Here is a 15,165-nt window from a genome sequence, read left to right as displayed (position 1 = left end):
AATTTTCAAAAGTATTCATATAGAAAGAGGAGGAGAATCGATTGAAAAAGATATGGGGGATTCTTTTTCTTTGCTTAACGTTCATGTTAGTTGGATGCGGTAAAGAAGAAAAACCACAAGAAGCGTTTGATACATATACAAAAGCATGGAATAAACAAAAATTTGCAGAAATGTATGATCAATTATCAGAAAAGGCAAAAAAAGATATTTCAAAGAAAGAGTTCACTGAGAAATATGAAAAAATTTATTCTGGCATTGAAGTGAAAAACTTAAAAGTAGAAGCAGGAGAAGTAAAAGAAGATAAAAAAGATGAAGGTCCTGTTCCTTTTAAAGTAAGTATGGATACAGTTGGTGGTAATATCTCTTTTGGCCATGAAGCAAAAATGGTGAAAGAAAAAGATGGAGATAAAGAATCTTGGAAAATAGATTGGACTCCTGATTTCATTTTCCCTGGCATGACAAAAGATAGTAAAGTGCGTATGCAGGCAACACAACCAAAACGTGGTGAAGTTTACGATCGTAATGGAAAAGGTCTTGCGACGAATGGGAAAGCTTCTGAGATTGGAATTATTCCAGAAAAATTAGATGAAACTGCTCCGCAAACGAAAGAAGCAGTAGCGAAGTTGTTAAATATGTCTGTAGAAGAGATTGATCAAAAACTAGCTGCGAAATGGGTAAAACCAGGGTATCTCGTACCAATTGGAATTTTGCCTGAGGGAGCAACGCAAAATACGTACATCGATTTACCTGGTGTTGCAGCAAAACCTGTAAATGTTCGTACATATCCGTTAGGGGAAGCAGCAGCGCATCTTACTGGTTATATCGGAAAAGTAAATGCAGAAGATTTAAAAACGCTTCAAAAGAAAGGCTATCAAGCCGATGATCCAGTTGGTAAAGCTGGATTAGAGCAAGTATTGGAAGAACAGCTACGCGGGAAAAAAGGTGGCCGTGTCTTCATGGAGGATGCACAAGGAAAAGAAATTAAAAATTTAGCGAAAACAGATGCTGTTGATGGAGAAAATGTAACTTTAACTATCGATAGTGTTGTTCAAGAAAAAACGTATAATGAAATGAAAGGAGAAGCTGGTTCAAGTGCGGCAATTAATCCGAAAAGTGGAGAAACAATTGCTCTTGTAAGTAGTCCAGCTTATAATCCTAATTTAATTGCACGAGGAACATCAAAAGCACAGCGCGAGACTTGGAATAATGACCCGAAAAAACCGATGACGAATCGATTTACACAATTATCGGTACCAGGTTCTGTATTTAAGCCAATTACAGCTGCAATCGGTCTTGAAACGAAAACAATCGATCCGAAAGAAGAGTTGAAAATTGAAGGATTGAAATGGACGAAAGATTCTTCTTGGGGCAATTATTACGTAACGCGTGTAAAAGATGCAAATCCGATTGATTTTGATAAAGCGATGAAATACTCGGATAATATTTATTTCGCACAAGAAGCTTTGAAAATCGGAAAAGATAAATTTATGGCTGAGGCGAAAAAATTCGGATTTGATGAGAAATTACCAATTGAATACGGATTCCCAGCTTCTAAAATCGCAAATGATGGCATAAAAAATGATATTCAAATGGCAGATACAGGATATGGACAAGGACAAGTCTTAATGACTCCTCTTCATTTAGCTTTAACGTATGCACCGATTGTAAATGATGGAAAGATTCCGTCACCGTATCTTATTAAAACAGATAAACAACCAAAAGTTTGGAAAGAGAACGTGATTTCTAAAGAAAATCAAGATATATTGAAAACGGCTTTAACGAAAGTAATTAATGATCCAGATGGTACTGGGAAAATTGCTAAAATTGATGGTAAGACGCTTGCTGGCAAAACAGGTACAGCGGAATTAAAAGTATCCAAAGAGGCCGAAGGAAAAGAACTAGGCTGGTTCGCTGCATTTGATTTAAATTCACCAGATATGGTCATTACAATGATGATTGAAGATGTAAAAGGTAGAGGCGGAAGTAACATTCCAGCTGAAAAAGTGAAACATGTTTTTCAAAAATAATATGTAATAAAAGGCTATCTCTATAATGTATAGAGATAGCCTTTTTGTATGAGGAATTCTAAATATCTATATACTAAATTTTAAAGGGACAAAATAAATCATTAACTTACGAAAAAAAAGTAGCTATTTTTTATTGACATCAAACATAACTTTTTGTATTATACTTACATAAGGTAAGTTATTTACTTTCTGATTATAATTCTCAAATTAAAGATAAAATGCATAAAAGGGAGCTAATACAATGACAAAAGTACTATTTATTACAGCAAATCCAAATTCAGCAGAAGGTTCTTTCGGTATGGCAGTAGGAGAAGCTTTCATCGAAGCATATAAAAACGAACATCCACAAGACGAAGTTGTAACAATTGATTTATTCAATACAACTGTACCAGCAATCGATGCAGACGTATTCGCTGCTTGGGGGAAATTTGCAGCAGGCGAAGGATTCGAAACTTTAAGTGAAAATCAGCAACAAAAAGTTGCAGCAATGAACAATAACTTAGAAACATTTATGCATGCAGATCGTTATGTATTCGTGACTCCAATGTGGAACTTCAGCTACCCAGCAGTAGTGAAAGCATACTTAGATAACTTATCAATCGCAGGTAAAACATTCAAATATACTGAAAATGGTCCAGTTGGCTTACTAGAAGGCAAAAAAGCACTTCATATTCAAGCTACAGGCGGCGTTTACTCTGAAGGAGCATACGCATCTATGGACTTCGGTCGCAATCACTTAAATGCGGTATTAGGATTCATGGGTGTATCAGACACTGAATATATTGCAGTTGAAGGAATGAATGCAAATCCTGAAAAAGCACAAGACATTAAAGAAGCAGCAATTGCAAGTGCACGCGAATTAGCAAAACGTTTCTAATATAGAAAACTTCAAAATGTCCAAACACTTGTTGTTTGGACATTTTTTCTTCTTTTTCCTTCGTTTGTCTAGTATAATGAAGGTCGGAATGATAATAGGTGGGGGTTCTGTATGATTCAAACGTTTTTTAAAATCTTTTATTTAATTTTAATCGTAATTGCGATTACACCAAGGTTGTGGCGTATAAAAAGAAAAGCAAATGCGATGTCACCGCAAGAAAAAGATAGTGTTGTGTATAAAACAACAAACTGGTTTGGTAAGAAAATGGTGGGTGTAACTGGATCGACTGTAGAAGTAAAGGGACTTGAAAATGTTCCAAAAGACAAGCCGGTGCTAGTTGTAAGTAATCATCAAAGTAATATGGATATTCCTGTTTTACTAGGTTACTTAAATAAGCCAATTGGATTCGTTTCAAAAGCGGAAATTAAAAAGTTTCCGGTTGTACCAACATGGATGGAACTAATGAATTGTGTGTTCATGGACCGCAGCGATCGCCGTCAATCTCTTAAGGCAATTAAAGATGGAATTGAACTATTAAAGAATGGACATTCTATCGTAATTTTCCCTGAAGGAACGAGAAGTAAGGGTGGCGAAATTGGAGAGTTTAAAGCGGGTAGTTTTCACCTAGCAGTAAAATCTGGTGTAGCAATCTTACCTGTAACGTTAGATGGTACATATAAAATGTTTGAAGCGAATGGAAATCGTATGAAACCAGCTCATGCAACAGTAACGATTTCTAAGCCAATTACACCTGAAGAATATGCAAGTATGGATGCTAAAGAGTTAACCCAGCATACAAAAGATATTATTGCATCTCAATTACATAAGTAATAAAAAAAGTTTCAGCTTAAACAAGCTGAAACTTTTTTTATGCTGCGGGTAAGACATAAAATAGTACGCAGAAAAACATCATTGTACTACCGCCTAGTACGAAGAGATGCCAAATGGCATGATTGAACGGAAGCTTTTCCCAAAGGAAGAATATAGCTCCGACAGAATACAAAATGCCGCCTATTAATAGTAGTGAGAAGCCGTGACCGGTTAAATTTTCATAAAGGGGTTTAATGGCAACGATGATGAGCCAACCCATAATGATATAACATAATGTTGATGTTTTAATAAAGCGACGAACAAAGAAGATTTTGAAAATAATGCCACCAATCGCAAGGGTCCAAATAATTGCGAGTAAAGTCCAACCGAGCGGGCCACGCAGTGTAATGAGTAGAAATGGTGTATACGTGCCGGCAATTAATAAATATATGGCGGAGTGATCTAAAATGGTAAATAACTTTTCTACTTTTGGATGATGGATACTATGTAGCAGTGTAGAAAATAAGTATAGAAGGAACATGCTTACGCCATAAACGGTAAAACCAACAACAGCAGATGCTGTGCCATGTTTGGAAGCATGAATAATTAATATGATTAAGGCAGGGATGCTTAAAATGGCACCGATACCATGGGTAATTGCATTCGCAATTTCTTCTTTTACAAATTGGGTCATTCTTTTAATTTTTTGCGTCATAATGTTAATTCCTTTCACTGTATTGAGATAAGTTATATTTTCCTTAACCATATCATATACAAAAGGAATAGAAAATGATATTCAATTGATTATATTTTCGAATTTTTTTGACAAAAGGCAACGGATGCATTGACGTTTACGAAATTTTTTGACAAAATGAACTTATGGAATAGTAGGACAAGGAATCTACTTATGAAGGGGATGGGGAAATGTTTTCAAATATTGGCTTTCCAGGGTTAATTTTAATTTTAGTAGCAGTGTTAATTTTATTTGGCCCAAAAAAGTTACCGGAAATTGGGAAAGCTTTAGGGGAAACGTTAAAAGAATTTAAAAAATCAACAAAAGAATTGACTGATGAGGCATTTCAAGAGAAAGAAAAAAATAAATAAAAGAATATGCTGAAGTTTTTCTCGGAATGGATAAATAAAGTGTGGTGAACGAGATGGAAAATCGGGAAATGAGCGTAGTAGAACATATTGTTGAGCTTCGCAAACGAGTAATATATACAGTATTATCCTTTGTATTATTTTTAATTATTGGATTTACTTTTACGAAGGATATTTATTTTTGGCTTGTAAAAGATTTACCAATGAAATTAACTGTTCTCGGTCCAAGTGATGTGTTGTGGATTTTTTTCTCGATTGCTACAGTATTTGCTATCGTTTGTACAATTCCTTTTGCTGCGATACAAATTTGGTTATTTGTAAAACCAGGTTTACATCCCAATGAACAAAAAATGACATTAATGTATATACCGGTATTGTCTATATTATTTATAGCAGGCCTATCTTTCGGTTATTTTATCGTCATGCCATTTTTATTTCATTTCCTAACTACAATTGGTAATGAGATGTTTAATACGATGTTTACAACGGAAAAATATTTTCATTTCGTATTAAATTTAACAGTTCCGTTTGCTGTTATATTTGAATTACCTGTAGTTGTTATGTTTTTAACGAGTATAGGTCTTCTAACGGCAGAATTTCTTCAGAAAATAAGAAGATATGCTTATGTCGTGTTGATTATAATTGCATCATGTATATCGCCGCCAGATTTTTTATCACATAGTTTAGTAGCGGTACCGCTTATTTGTATTTATGAAATTAGTATCGCTTTATCAAAGATAGTTAGTAAACGAAAACAGAAAAGAGAAGAAGAAATACAGTCGAAAAGTGCCTCGTTATAAAGGCACTTTTTAATTTATTTGTTATACTCTAGCTATAATTGTATACAATATATAGAAGGAAAAAATTATAGAATCTCCAAAATTTAGACAAACTTTTCATTTTTATAAGTTTATACTGAAGTTATCAAGCTATATATGGGTAATAAGACTCCCGTCTCAAAGGATATATAGGACAGGGTTCGAATTAGGTGGATATAAATGAAGTATTAACTTCTAAATGGGGCAGCTTAAGGATATTTTAGTATTCATAGGAAACCTACACTAAAAAACGTGTTAAAGAATAAAGTGGAGGAAGTTCAAAAATCCAACGAAAAAGAGGATTGATATTGTGATTACGAAAAGTTTTTATTTCACTCATGCAACAGGGAATTGTATTAAAATATTTGAAATCCCTGTCCTACAAACACAGCATCCATTAGCGTTTCTAATTCAGTCTCGTCTTCAATTATTTATTGCGAAAATTCAAAAACATAAAAACCCAAGATTCTCGTACTCTTTCCGTGAATATTTACAAAGTTGTTTGAAGTGGAATGATTATTCAAATGTATATAAGACAAATACTCTTGAAAAGAATGCATAATACACAGCAGGGACAGAGTTAGATAGGCTCTGTCTTTTTTATTTTAGGTATAAAAATATAATTAATTTGGTGAAATTCATTCGAAATTGTTGAAAGCATCGGGAATGCTAGTATAATAACAGGGAGAGCGTATTGGAAAGGGAAGAATATAATATGCAAAAAATTAAAATTGTAACAGATTCAACGGCAGATTTATCAAAAGATATAATTGAGAAGTATGATATTCATGTTTTACCATTATCTATTTCTGTAAATGGACAAACATACTTAGATCGTGTAGATTTGCAACCGGATGAATTTATTGAAGAAATGATTAAATCAGAAGAATTACCAAAAACATCACAACCGGCTATGGGTACATTTGTAGAAATGTATGACAAGCTAGGCGAAGATGGAAGTGAAGTACTTTCCATTCATATGACAGGTGGAATGAGCGGTACTGTCGCAACAGCGAATAGCGCTGCATCAATGACAGATACAAAAGTAACAGTTGTTGATTCTCAATTTATTACACATGCTTTAGCATATCAAGTAATTGAAGCGGCAAAAATGGCAAAAGAAGAATGCTCACTAGAAGATATTTTAAAACGTATTGATGAAGTAAGAAAGAATACTCGTTTATATGTTGTCGTAGATACATTAGAAAACTTAGTAAAAGGTGGACGCATCGGTAAAGGTAAGGCACTTATTGGTTCTTTACTTAATATTAAACCAATTGCAAGTTTAGAAGGCGGCGTATATAATCCGGTAACGAAAGTACGTAGCCAAGGGCAGATTGTGAAAACGTTGGCTAAACTATTCGAGGAAGATACTGCTGGAAAAGTGGTGAAAGCTGTTGCGATTCCACATGCTAAAGCAATTCCTTTAGCAGAAAGTGTAAAAGCTGCTGTTGAAAAAGTGAATGGATTCACTCAATCAGAGATTTTCTATACAACACCAGTTATCAGTACTCATACAGGACCAGGAGCAATTGGTTTTATGTATTTAGCAGAGTAATAAAAAAGCTACTTGAAATGAATTTTCAAGTAGCTTTTTTATTATTTCAGGACAGAAAATAAGAAATGAGAAGGGCAATACAGGCGCTACCGCTAATTATATAGCGAGTCTGTAAATAATCTTTCATGGAAAACACCCTTTTCAATTTTTTTAAGTATATGATAAATTACTCGCAAAAATTAGTACAATTATACATGAGAAGTTTCTGTGATTTTTACTGGTTCTTTAACTGGGACAATAGGGCTATAAGTGAAAGTTTGACCTAAAAAGAGAACATGTAGTTGTTCCCACGGTAGCATTCGTAAATTCCAGTTATTTCGTAGTCGTGTTACTGCTTCCCTTGGTGTTTCATCTGCTAAAGCAAAAGTACCGTAGTGCATGGGAATGAAATGTGTAGCTTTTATATCTAGATACGCTTGCACAGCTTCTTCTGGTGAAACGTGAGACACTTTCATAAACCATTCTGGTTCATAGGCACCAATTGGCATAAGTGCAATATCGATTGAAAAACGTTTGCCGATCTCTTTAAATCCTTGGAAATAACCACTATCACCACAAAAATAAATGGTTTCTGAAGAAGTCATATTATCAATGATCCATCCTCCCCAGTGAGAGGTGTTCATATCAAATAATGTTCTTCTCGTCCAGTGCTGGGCAGGTACGAAGTGAAAAGAGACTTCATCAATTGTTGTACTTTCCCACCAGTTGTATTCTTCTACATTGGTGAATTTTTTACGAGTAAATAATTTTTTTAGCCCAATAGGAACAAGGTATAAGGTATCATCATTTAGTTGACGAAGAGATGAAAAGTCTAAATGATCGTAATGACCGTGTGAAATAAGAACGATATCGATTTTAGGTAGTTCTTTTATAGTGAGCCCTGGCTCAGTAAGTCGTGGAACTAACTTTAATTTATTTGCCCATACTGGATCTGTTAAAATATTTAAGCCGTTCGTTTGAATGAGAAAAGTTGAATGACCAATCCATGTGACAGTCGTTTTTTCAAAGTTATTTAGTAGAAATTTACTTTGTTTAACAGGTGATTGTTCTACTAGAAAAGAAAAGTCTTTTTTGTTTTGCTTTCTCTCTTTACGCCAACGTAAGAAGGAGCGAATTGATTTTTTTGTACTTGCATTATCCATATTTTCATAGCGCTTTGCCATGAACATCACCTCATTTAAAATCGTTGTAGTTGTATTGTACCGAAATGTTGTTAAGGAATACAGTGTTTAACATGGATTAATGTTTAAGTAATTGTAAAAAAATAGGGGGGGTTATTTACAAATTTAACAATGAACTTCGTTTCGCAAATAATGGTTAGAGAAATAATAGTAGTAAAATATATTTTGTCTAGTAATTCGCTTGAAATAAAGAAGTAACATACGTAAATTCGTACGATTTCGTGAACAAATGATGTAAACAATTTTCTCATAGTGTTTACTTTTGTTATGATATACATAACTTACATAAATTAAGGATAGAGAAAAGAGGTTTAATAATGAAGCGTTATCAAAAGTTAATTGGTCTTATGGTTGTATTTTGTCTCTTTGTACTTTCAGGTTGTAGCAGTTCAGGGGCAAAACTCCGTAAACCGTTAAACTGGGATTTGGAAACTTTCCAATTTACAAATCAAGAAGGAAAGCCGTTTGGTACAAAAGATTTAAAAGGGAAAGTTTGGGTAGCTGATTTCATGTTTACAAACTGTCAAACAGTTTGTCCGCCAATGACTGCTAATATGGCGAAATTACAGAAAATGGCTAAGGAAGAGAAATTAGACGTTCAGTTTGTTTCGTTTAGTGTAGACCCTGAACTTGATAAACCAGAAAATTTGAAAGCATTCATTCAAAAGTTTACAGAGGATACAAGTAACTGGAACTTGTTAACTGGTTATTCACTGGAGGATATTACAAAGTTTTCAAAAGATAACTTCCAGTCGCTTGTAGATAAACCAGAGAATGGGCAAGTAATACACGGTACATCATTTTTCTTAGTCGATCAAAATGGAAAAGTAATGAAAAAATATAGTGGCATTAGCAATACGCCATACGAAGATATTATACGTGATATGAAGCGATTAGCTGATTAAAAAGAAGGGTGCTAAGCACCCTTCTTTTATTAGTATTCAGTCTATGGATAATATGTCATGCTGTTGTGGTAATTTCGGTGCGCGAATTTCTAATACACCGTTTTGATAAGAAGCTTTCGTTGCTTTTTTATTAATTAAATATGGTAACTTAATAATTCTTGACGCTTCTGAAATGGAACGTTCTCGGCGATAATAGTTATGAGATGTTTGTTCTTCTTCCGTCTCTTCAAGTATATCTTCTTTTACAGAGACTTTTAAGTATTCGCTTTGTATTTCAATTTGAATTTGTTCTTTTTGTATACCTGGTAGTTCGGCTGTAACGACGAGTTCGTCACCAACTTCGTATAAATCTACTGGGAATGTTAATAAACGGTTTCCTTTTTGGAAAAAATGATTTAAATCAGCAATTACGCCACGAAGAGGCGTTTGTTCGAAAAAATCATCAATTTGTTTTAAATAATTACGAACTGGTGGGCGAGAAGAATCTTTTTTTTCTTCACTCATGGTATTACCTCCTAGAAATCAATTTGCAATATCATATGACAAAAGCGGAGAAAGGTGAGTGCCTAGTTTTCATGTTTTCATAAAAAAATGTTAAAAATGTGAAATGGAGTGAGTTTTTTATAGTTTTTGGTCGCCATATTCAGTTGATTATGCTAGTATAAATAGGGTTGATATAGTAGTATTGAGACAGAATGAAAACTGAAAGAGGGTAAGAAGTATGTGTGGTTTTGTAGGATGTTTATGTGAAAACCCTAGAGAGTTTTCAGAAACAGAAAAACATCAATTTGAAAATATGAACACGATGATTTTCCACCGCGGTCCAGATGACGAAGGATATTTTCGTGATGAACATGTACAATTTGGCTTCCGCCGTTTAAGTATCATTGACTTAGAGGCAGGACATCAGCCGTTAACTTATGAAAATGATCGATATGTAATTATTTTTAATGGTGAAATTTACAATTATGTAGAACTACGTGAAATGTTACTTGAAAAAGGTGCAACGTTTGCTACACAATCTGATACAGAAGTTATCATTGCATTGTATGCACATATGAAAGAAAAATGTGTAGACTACCTTCGTGGTATGTTCGCATTTATGATTTGGGATCGTGAAGAAAAGACACTTTTCGGTGCACGTGACCACTTCGGTATTAAGCCTTTATACATCGCACAACAAGGCGATACTACATTCTTCGCATCTGAGAAGAAAAGTATTATGCATGTAATGGAAGACAAAGGGGTAAACCCAAAGTCACTACAACACTACTTTACGTACCAATATGGTCCAGAGCCAGAAACATTAACAATTGATGTTAACAAAATTGAGCCTGGTCATTACTTCGTAAAAGAAATCGGTAAAGAGATGGAAATCCATCGCTACTGGAATCCTTATTTCAACGCTTCAAGCGCAACGAAAGAGGAGCATATCCAAGCAATTCGTGATGTATTATACGATTCTGTAAAAGTACATATGCGTAGTGATGTACCAGTAGGTTCTTTCTTATCTGGTGGTATCGATTCATCTATTATTGCTTCTATCGCAAGAGAAATGAATCCAAATCTATTAACATTCTCTATTGGTTTCGAACAACGCGGTTTCAGTGAAGTTGATGTTGCGAAAGAAACTGCTGAGAAATTAGGAGTTAAAAACCATAACGTATTCATTACAGCGCAAGAATTTATGGATGAGTTCCCAAAAATCATTTGGCATATGGATGATCCTTTAGCGGATCCAGCAGCTGTACCATTGTATTTCGTTGCGAAAGAAGCGCGTAAACATGTAACGGTTGTTCTTTCTGGTGAAGGTGCAGACGAGCTATTTGGTGGATATAACATTTATCGTGAGCCAAACTCGTTAAAAATGTTCTCTTACATTCCTAGCCCAGGAAAGAGTGTTCTAAAGGCATTAAGTGGTGCTCTTAAAGAAGGGTTTAAAGGAAAAAGCTTCTTAGAGCGTGGATGTACGCCAATCGAAGAGCGTTACTATGGAAATGCGAAAATCTTCCGTGAAGAAGAGAAAGCTGAATTAATGAAGTATTACGATGAAAGTGTTAACTATATGGATATCACGAAACCATTGTATAACGAAATTAAAGATTATGATGATGTAAGTAAAATGCAGTACATTGATATGTTCACATGGTTACGCGGCGATATTTTATTAAAAGCTGATAAAATGACGATGGCAAATTCATTAGAACTTCGTGTACCGTTCTTAGATAAAGAAGTATTTGACGTTGCATCTAAAATTCCGACAGAATTTAAAATTGCAAACGGAACAACGAAAGCTATATTACGTGAAGCTGCTCGTGGAATTGTTCCGGATCACGTGTTAGATCGTAAAAAGCTTGGATTCCCAGTACCAATTCGTCACTGGTTAAAAGATGAAATGCACGATTGGGCTGTAAATATTATTAAAGAAAGCAAAACTGAGCATTTAATCGAAAAACAATATGTATTAAACTTATTGGAAGCACATTGTGCAGATAAAGGCGATTATAGCCGTAAAATTTGGACTGTACTTGCGTTTATGGTATGGCATCAAATTTATGTTGAGCATAAATACGATACGAATAAGTTCCACGAAGAAACAAAGCGTGCGTATAGCTTAGTTTAATAAAAAACCTTAAGGTCGCATTCGATCTTAAGGTTTTTTTCATAAATTGCATTTATTATTGATACAATAATAGTAAAAGGATGGACAACATATGATTACGTTTGAGAAAGTAAATACAGAAAATGAAAACGCTGTAAAAGAAATGTTTCATTCACACAGCTTAGATGAGAAAAAGGTTCAGTATTGTGTAAAGGTTGATGATACATATATTGGTGTAATAGATTATAGCGTTCAAGAAGAGAGTGCTATTTTGTCACAGTTAATTATTCATTTTGATTATCAAGGTTATGGATATGGGACAAATACGTATTTTACATTTGAAGAAATGATGAAACAGAGAAATGTGAAAGAAATAAAAGTATTGCAAGAGATGTTTACGGAACAAGCTAAATCTTTCATAGAGGGATCTGGTTTTATTGAGGAAAATGGGTTATATGTAAAGAAAATATAGTGAATATTGATTAGGTGATGATATGAATATAAGGTAGGTGGACGTATGACGATAACTTCTGGTCTTGTATTAGTTGGAGGTTGTTTTATAGTAGCAGAACTATGCCAGACTTTTATTCGGAAAAGAATGTATAAGAAGAGAAGACCATATGAATTACAATATATTCCCGTATTTTTAATTTTGTTTTGTATGCTATTTGTATTGCAAAACATAACGTATTTCCCACCTCTTTTGAACATTTTTTTGAAGTTTGGGTTGCTATATAGCGGCGGTGGGATATTTCTTTTATTTCTTTTATTTTGCATACGTTACATCCATTATCAATCGTATATATTCATTTTAAATTGGCTAAAGCAAAGCGATAGAAACCGCCTTACATAAGGGGGTTTTTTTATTTGTACTTGTAACGGAACTTGTACAATTAACATAAAATAGGACGAATAGAAATGAAAGCTTATTACAATAAAGAAAGGAATGAAAAAGATATATGAAACTTGTTATAGACGCAGGGCATGGTGGATATGATTCTGGTGCTGTTGGTAATGGGTTAGTGGAAAAAGAGTTAACACTTCAAATTGCTAGACGTGTGCGAGATATTTTATCTGCAAATTACCCAATCAATATTAAAATGACACGTGATAGTGATGTATTTATCTCTTTATCAGAACGTGCTAATATTGCTAATTCATTTGGTGCAGATTATTTTATCTCATTTCACATTAATAGTGGCGGTGGCACTGGATTTGAAAGTTATATTTACAATGCGCTATCTAATAGTAGTTCCGCATATGAAAAGCAACAAAAAATGCATGCAGCAGTCAATCCTGTATTAACAAAATATGGTCTTCGTGATCGAGGGGCAAAAAAAGCAAATTATGCGGTACTAAGGGAGACTGCAATGGATGCAATTTTAACTGAGACTGCTTTTATTGATACAACATTTGATGCTAATTTATTGAAAAATCCACAATTTATCGAAGATCTAAGTCAAGCATATGCAAACGGAATAGCAGCTATTTTTGGAGTAGCTCCAAATCCGAATCCTCCAAATCCACAACCTCCAAATCCTCAGCCAACACCACAAACGAAGGGGATTGCTTATATCCTTGGGAAAAATGTGAATTTAAGAAGTGGTCCATCAACGTCTTCTTCGGTTATTCGTCAACTAAACTCCCCAGAATCGTATGTCGTATATCAGGAAAGTAACGGATGGTTAGACTTAGGAAATGGACAATGGGTGTATAATGACCCTTCGTACATTAATTTTGTAAAGACGAGCAATAGCGATGGAAGTGCAATTGGTGTCGCATATATACAAGGAACGAATGTGAATTTAAGAAGTGGTCCATCAACATCTTCTTCAGTTATTCGTAAATTAAATAATCCAGAATCTTATTTAGTATATATTAATCAAAACGGTTGGTTGAACCTTGGTGGAAATCAATGGGTGTATAATGATCCATCATATATTAAATATAATCAATATTAGGAAATGAGTTTATAATGTAATACGAATGCGTATTTATGTATAACGTAGATACGCATTTTAAGAACGTTTATTATTTTCATACTTATACACTTTATTTTAAAAATAAACATTTGAATAGCGGATAGAATCTAAAATGTATATATTGAAAAAGTTTTCTGATATACATTGACAATGTATGTAATATACATTAATCTTTAATTGTTAATGATAATCGATTTCATCTAGGGAGGACATATGGTACATAGTAAAAAAATATTTATGTTCTGCATTATGATACTTATGGTAATAATCGCAGGGTGTAGCAAAGAAGAGAAAAAAGAAAATGATACATCGGCTAAAGCAAAAGATTCGTATACTGTAAAGCATGCAATGGGTGAAACAACAGTAAATGGTACACCTAAAAAAGTAGTTGTTTTAACAAATGAGGGTGCGGAGGCGCTTTTAGCTGTCGGAGTAACACCAGTTGGAACTACAAAACCACGTGCTGGTGATGAATGGTATCCTCATTTAGCGAAAGATTTAAAAGATACGAAAGTTGTAGGTACTGAGCGTGATATTAATTTAGAGGCAGTTATGAAGCTTAAGCCAGATTTAATTATCGGTAATAAAATGCGTCATGAAAAAATATATGAGCAATTGAACGAAATAGCGCCAACTGTGTACGCTGAAACATTGCGCGGGGATTGGAAAGAAAACTTTACACTCTATACAAAAGCTGTAAATAAAGAAAAAGAAGGGCAAAAGGCTCTTGAAGATTATAAAAAACGTATTGAAGGAATGAAAGAGAAGTTAGGAGATAAATTGAATTCTAAAGTTTCTATTATTCGCTTCGTACCAGGTGACGTTCGTATTTATCAGAAAAACTCATTCTCAGGTGCTGTTTTAAATGATATTGGATTTAAGCGACCACCACTACAAGATAAAGATGAGTTTGCGATAAAAGGAATTACAAAAGAGCAAATTCCGAATATGGATGGGGACTACATATTCTATTTCACATCTGATAAAGATGCAGATAAGAATAACGAAGGAACCACGTTAGCAAAAGAATGGACAGAAGACCCACTCTTTAAGCAGCTGCAGGCTTCTAAAGACAATAAAGTATTCCAAGTGGATGAAGTAATATGGAATACAGCAGGCGGTATTAAAGCAGCAAACTTAATGCTAGATGATATTGAAAAATATTTTTTGAAATAAATGAATGGTTGAGTGCATCACTTTAAATAGGTGATGTACTTTTTTCGTTTAGTTAAATACAGAAAATTCCTTCTTTTAAGTATGGATAAGTTGTACAATAAAACCAATCATGGAATAAAGGAGTGGAA

16 protein-coding genes are annotated in these 15,165 nt (G+C 34.1%); 13 read left to right on the top strand and 3 right to left on the bottom strand.

The genetic code is table 11. From position 1 onward, the window contains the following. Window positions 1-41 precede the first annotated feature (41 nt). From pbpC to MHH66_RS15445, 3 genes are all read left to right on the top strand, one after another. Window positions 42-2,027: a penicillin-binding protein 3 gene (pbpC, locus tag MHH66_RS15455; protein ID WP_078185390.1), complete on the top strand. Its 1,986-nt coding sequence runs from the start codon at window positions 42-44 to the stop codon at window positions 2,025-2,027. A 241-nt stretch (window positions 2,028-2,268) separates the two neighbouring features. After that, the gene (locus MHH66_RS15450; protein WP_002141626.1) at window positions 2,269-2,904 is read left to right on the top strand and encodes an FMN-dependent NADH-azoreductase; all 636 of its coding nucleotides are present in this window, start codon (window positions 2,269-2,271) and stop codon (window positions 2,902-2,904) included. Window positions 2,905-3,015: 111 nt separating this feature from the next. Then, complete coding sequence (locus MHH66_RS15445; protein WP_002065190.1) at window positions 3,016-3,735, top strand: lysophospholipid acyltransferase family protein; 720 nt, start codon at window positions 3,016-3,018, stop codon at window positions 3,733-3,735. A gap of 37 nt (window positions 3,736-3,772) precedes the next feature. Here MHH66_RS15445 and trhA read toward each other — a convergent pair whose 3' ends face one another. Further along, complete coding sequence (gene trhA / locus MHH66_RS15440; RefSeq protein WP_002085872.1) at window positions 3,773-4,429, bottom strand: PAQR family membrane homeostasis protein TrhA; 657 nt, start codon at window positions 4,427-4,429, stop codon at window positions 3,773-3,775. 209 nt (window positions 4,430-4,638) lie between these two features. On the opposite strand from trhA, the gene MHH66_RS15435 reads away from it, so the two are divergent. From MHH66_RS15435 to MHH66_RS15420, 4 genes are all read left to right on the top strand, one after another. Then, window positions 4,639-4,818, top strand: a complete 180-nt coding sequence (locus MHH66_RS15435) for a twin-arginine translocase TatA/TatE family subunit (RefSeq protein ID WP_002012719.1) — start codon at window positions 4,639-4,641, stop codon at window positions 4,816-4,818. A 53-nt stretch (window positions 4,819-4,871) separates the two neighbouring features. After that, complete coding sequence (gene tatC, locus MHH66_RS15430; protein WP_063219617.1) at window positions 4,872-5,615, top strand: twin-arginine translocase subunit TatC; 744 nt, start codon at window positions 4,872-4,874, stop codon at window positions 5,613-5,615. Window positions 5,616-5,943: 328 nt separating this feature from the next. Continuing rightward, complete coding sequence (locus tag MHH66_RS15425; protein WP_002012715.1) at window positions 5,944-6,195, top strand: DUF2535 family protein; 252 nt, start codon at window positions 5,944-5,946, stop codon at window positions 6,193-6,195. A 153-nt stretch (window positions 6,196-6,348) separates the two neighbouring features. Beyond that, entirely contained in the window at window positions 6,349-7,191 is an 843-nt protein-coding gene (locus MHH66_RS15420) for a DegV family protein (RefSeq protein ID WP_033707617.1), read from the top strand. Between the two features lie 188 nt (window positions 7,192-7,379). On the opposite strand, the gene MHH66_RS15415 is transcribed toward MHH66_RS15420, so the two are convergent. Next, window positions 7,380-8,354 (bottom strand): MBL fold metallo-hydrolase, encoded by a 975-nt coding sequence (locus tag MHH66_RS15415; RefSeq protein ID WP_063219616.1) that lies wholly within the window; start codon window positions 8,352-8,354, stop codon window positions 7,380-7,382. Window positions 8,355-8,689: 335 nt separating this feature from the next. On the opposite strand from MHH66_RS15415, the gene MHH66_RS15410 reads away from it, so the two are divergent. Next, window positions 8,690-9,277 carry an SCO family protein gene (locus MHH66_RS15410; RefSeq protein ID WP_063219615.1) on the top strand — a complete coding sequence of 196 codons (588 nt, stop codon included), beginning with the start codon at window positions 8,690-8,692 and terminating at the stop codon, window positions 9,275-9,277. Between the two features lie 36 nt (window positions 9,278-9,313). Here the strand turns inward: MHH66_RS15410 and MHH66_RS15405 are convergent, their stop codons facing one another. Continuing rightward, the gene (locus tag MHH66_RS15405) at window positions 9,314-9,781 is read right to left on the bottom strand and encodes an Hsp20/alpha crystallin family protein (RefSeq protein ID WP_002012708.1); all 468 of its coding nucleotides are present in this window, start codon (window positions 9,779-9,781) and stop codon (window positions 9,314-9,316) included. 217 nt (window positions 9,782-9,998) lie between these two features. Between MHH66_RS15405 and asnB the strand changes: the two genes are divergently transcribed. The 5 genes from asnB (at window position 9,999) to MHH66_RS15380 (ending at window position 15,037) form a co-directional block, all read left to right on the top strand. Then, complete coding sequence (gene asnB / locus MHH66_RS15400) at window positions 9,999-11,900, top strand: asparagine synthase (glutamine-hydrolyzing) (protein WP_002012706.1); 1,902 nt, start codon at window positions 9,999-10,001, stop codon at window positions 11,898-11,900. Between the two features lie 91 nt (window positions 11,901-11,991). After that, the gene (locus MHH66_RS15395) at window positions 11,992-12,351 is read left to right on the top strand and encodes a GNAT family N-acetyltransferase (RefSeq protein ID WP_063219614.1); all 360 of its coding nucleotides are present in this window, start codon (window positions 11,992-11,994) and stop codon (window positions 12,349-12,351) included. A 45-nt stretch (window positions 12,352-12,396) separates the two neighbouring features. Continuing rightward, the gene (locus MHH66_RS15390) at window positions 12,397-12,732 is read left to right on the top strand and encodes a hypothetical protein (protein ID WP_012260872.1); all 336 of its coding nucleotides are present in this window, start codon (window positions 12,397-12,399) and stop codon (window positions 12,730-12,732) included. Window positions 12,733-12,838: 106 nt separating this feature from the next. Next, entirely contained in the window at window positions 12,839-13,840 is a 1,002-nt protein-coding gene (locus MHH66_RS15385) for an N-acetylmuramoyl-L-alanine amidase (RefSeq protein WP_002031713.1), read from the top strand. A gap of 234 nt (window positions 13,841-14,074) precedes the next feature. Further along, window positions 14,075-15,037 carry an ABC transporter substrate-binding protein gene (locus tag MHH66_RS15380; protein WP_002127211.1) on the top strand — a complete coding sequence of 321 codons (963 nt, stop codon included), beginning with the start codon at window positions 14,075-14,077 and terminating at the stop codon, window positions 15,035-15,037. The last annotated feature ends 128 nt before the right edge of the window (window positions 15,038-15,165 follow it).

It is taken from the genome of Bacillus sp. FSL H8-0492 (assembly GCF_038006145.1).
Classification (GTDB): Bacteria; Bacillota; Bacilli; order Bacillales; family Bacillaceae_G; genus Bacillus_A; species Bacillus_A mycoides.
This window is presented reverse-complemented; position numbering and strand designations above follow the sequence as displayed.

Bases quoted from the DNA above. Each gene is read 5' to 3' on its own strand.
- MHH66_RS15450 (WP_002141626.1), top strand. From the start codon at position 2,269: ATGACAAAAGTACTATTTATTACAGCAAATCCAAATTCAGCAGAAGGT.
- MHH66_RS15445 (WP_002065190.1), top strand. From the start codon at position 3,016: ATGATTCAAACGTTTTTTAAAATCTTTTATTTAATTTTAATCGTAATT.
- trhA (WP_002085872.1), bottom strand. From the start codon at position 4,429: ATGACGCAAAAAATTAAAAGAATGACCCAATTTGTAAAAGAAGAAATT.
- MHH66_RS15435 (WP_002012719.1), top strand. From the start codon at position 4,639: ATGTTTTCAAATATTGGCTTTCCAGGGTTAATTTTAATTTTAGTAGCA.
- tatC (WP_063219617.1), top strand. From the start codon at position 4,872: ATGGAAAATCGGGAAATGAGCGTAGTAGAACATATTGTTGAGCTTCGC.
- MHH66_RS15420 (WP_033707617.1), top strand. From the start codon at position 6,349: ATGCAAAAAATTAAAATTGTAACAGATTCAACGGCAGATTTATCAAAA.
- MHH66_RS15415 (WP_063219616.1), bottom strand. From the start codon at position 8,354: ATGGCAAAGCGCTATGAAAATATGGATAATGCAAGTACAAAAAAATCA.
- MHH66_RS15410 (WP_063219615.1), top strand. From the start codon at position 8,690: ATGAAGCGTTATCAAAAGTTAATTGGTCTTATGGTTGTATTTTGTCTC.
- MHH66_RS15405 (WP_002012708.1), bottom strand. From the start codon at position 9,781: ATGAGTGAAGAAAAAAAAGATTCTTCTCGCCCACCAGTTCGTAATTAT.
- asnB (WP_002012706.1), top strand. From the start codon at position 9,999: ATGTGTGGTTTTGTAGGATGTTTATGTGAAAACCCTAGAGAGTTTTCA.
- MHH66_RS15395 (WP_063219614.1), top strand. From the start codon at position 11,992: ATGATTACGTTTGAGAAAGTAAATACAGAAAATGAAAACGCTGTAAAA.
- MHH66_RS15390 (WP_012260872.1), top strand. From the start codon at position 12,397: ATGACGATAACTTCTGGTCTTGTATTAGTTGGAGGTTGTTTTATAGTA.
- MHH66_RS15385 (WP_002031713.1), top strand. From the start codon at position 12,839: ATGAAACTTGTTATAGACGCAGGGCATGGTGGATATGATTCTGGTGCT.
- MHH66_RS15380 (WP_002127211.1), top strand. From the start codon at position 14,075: ATGGTACATAGTAAAAAAATATTTATGTTCTGCATTATGATACTTATG.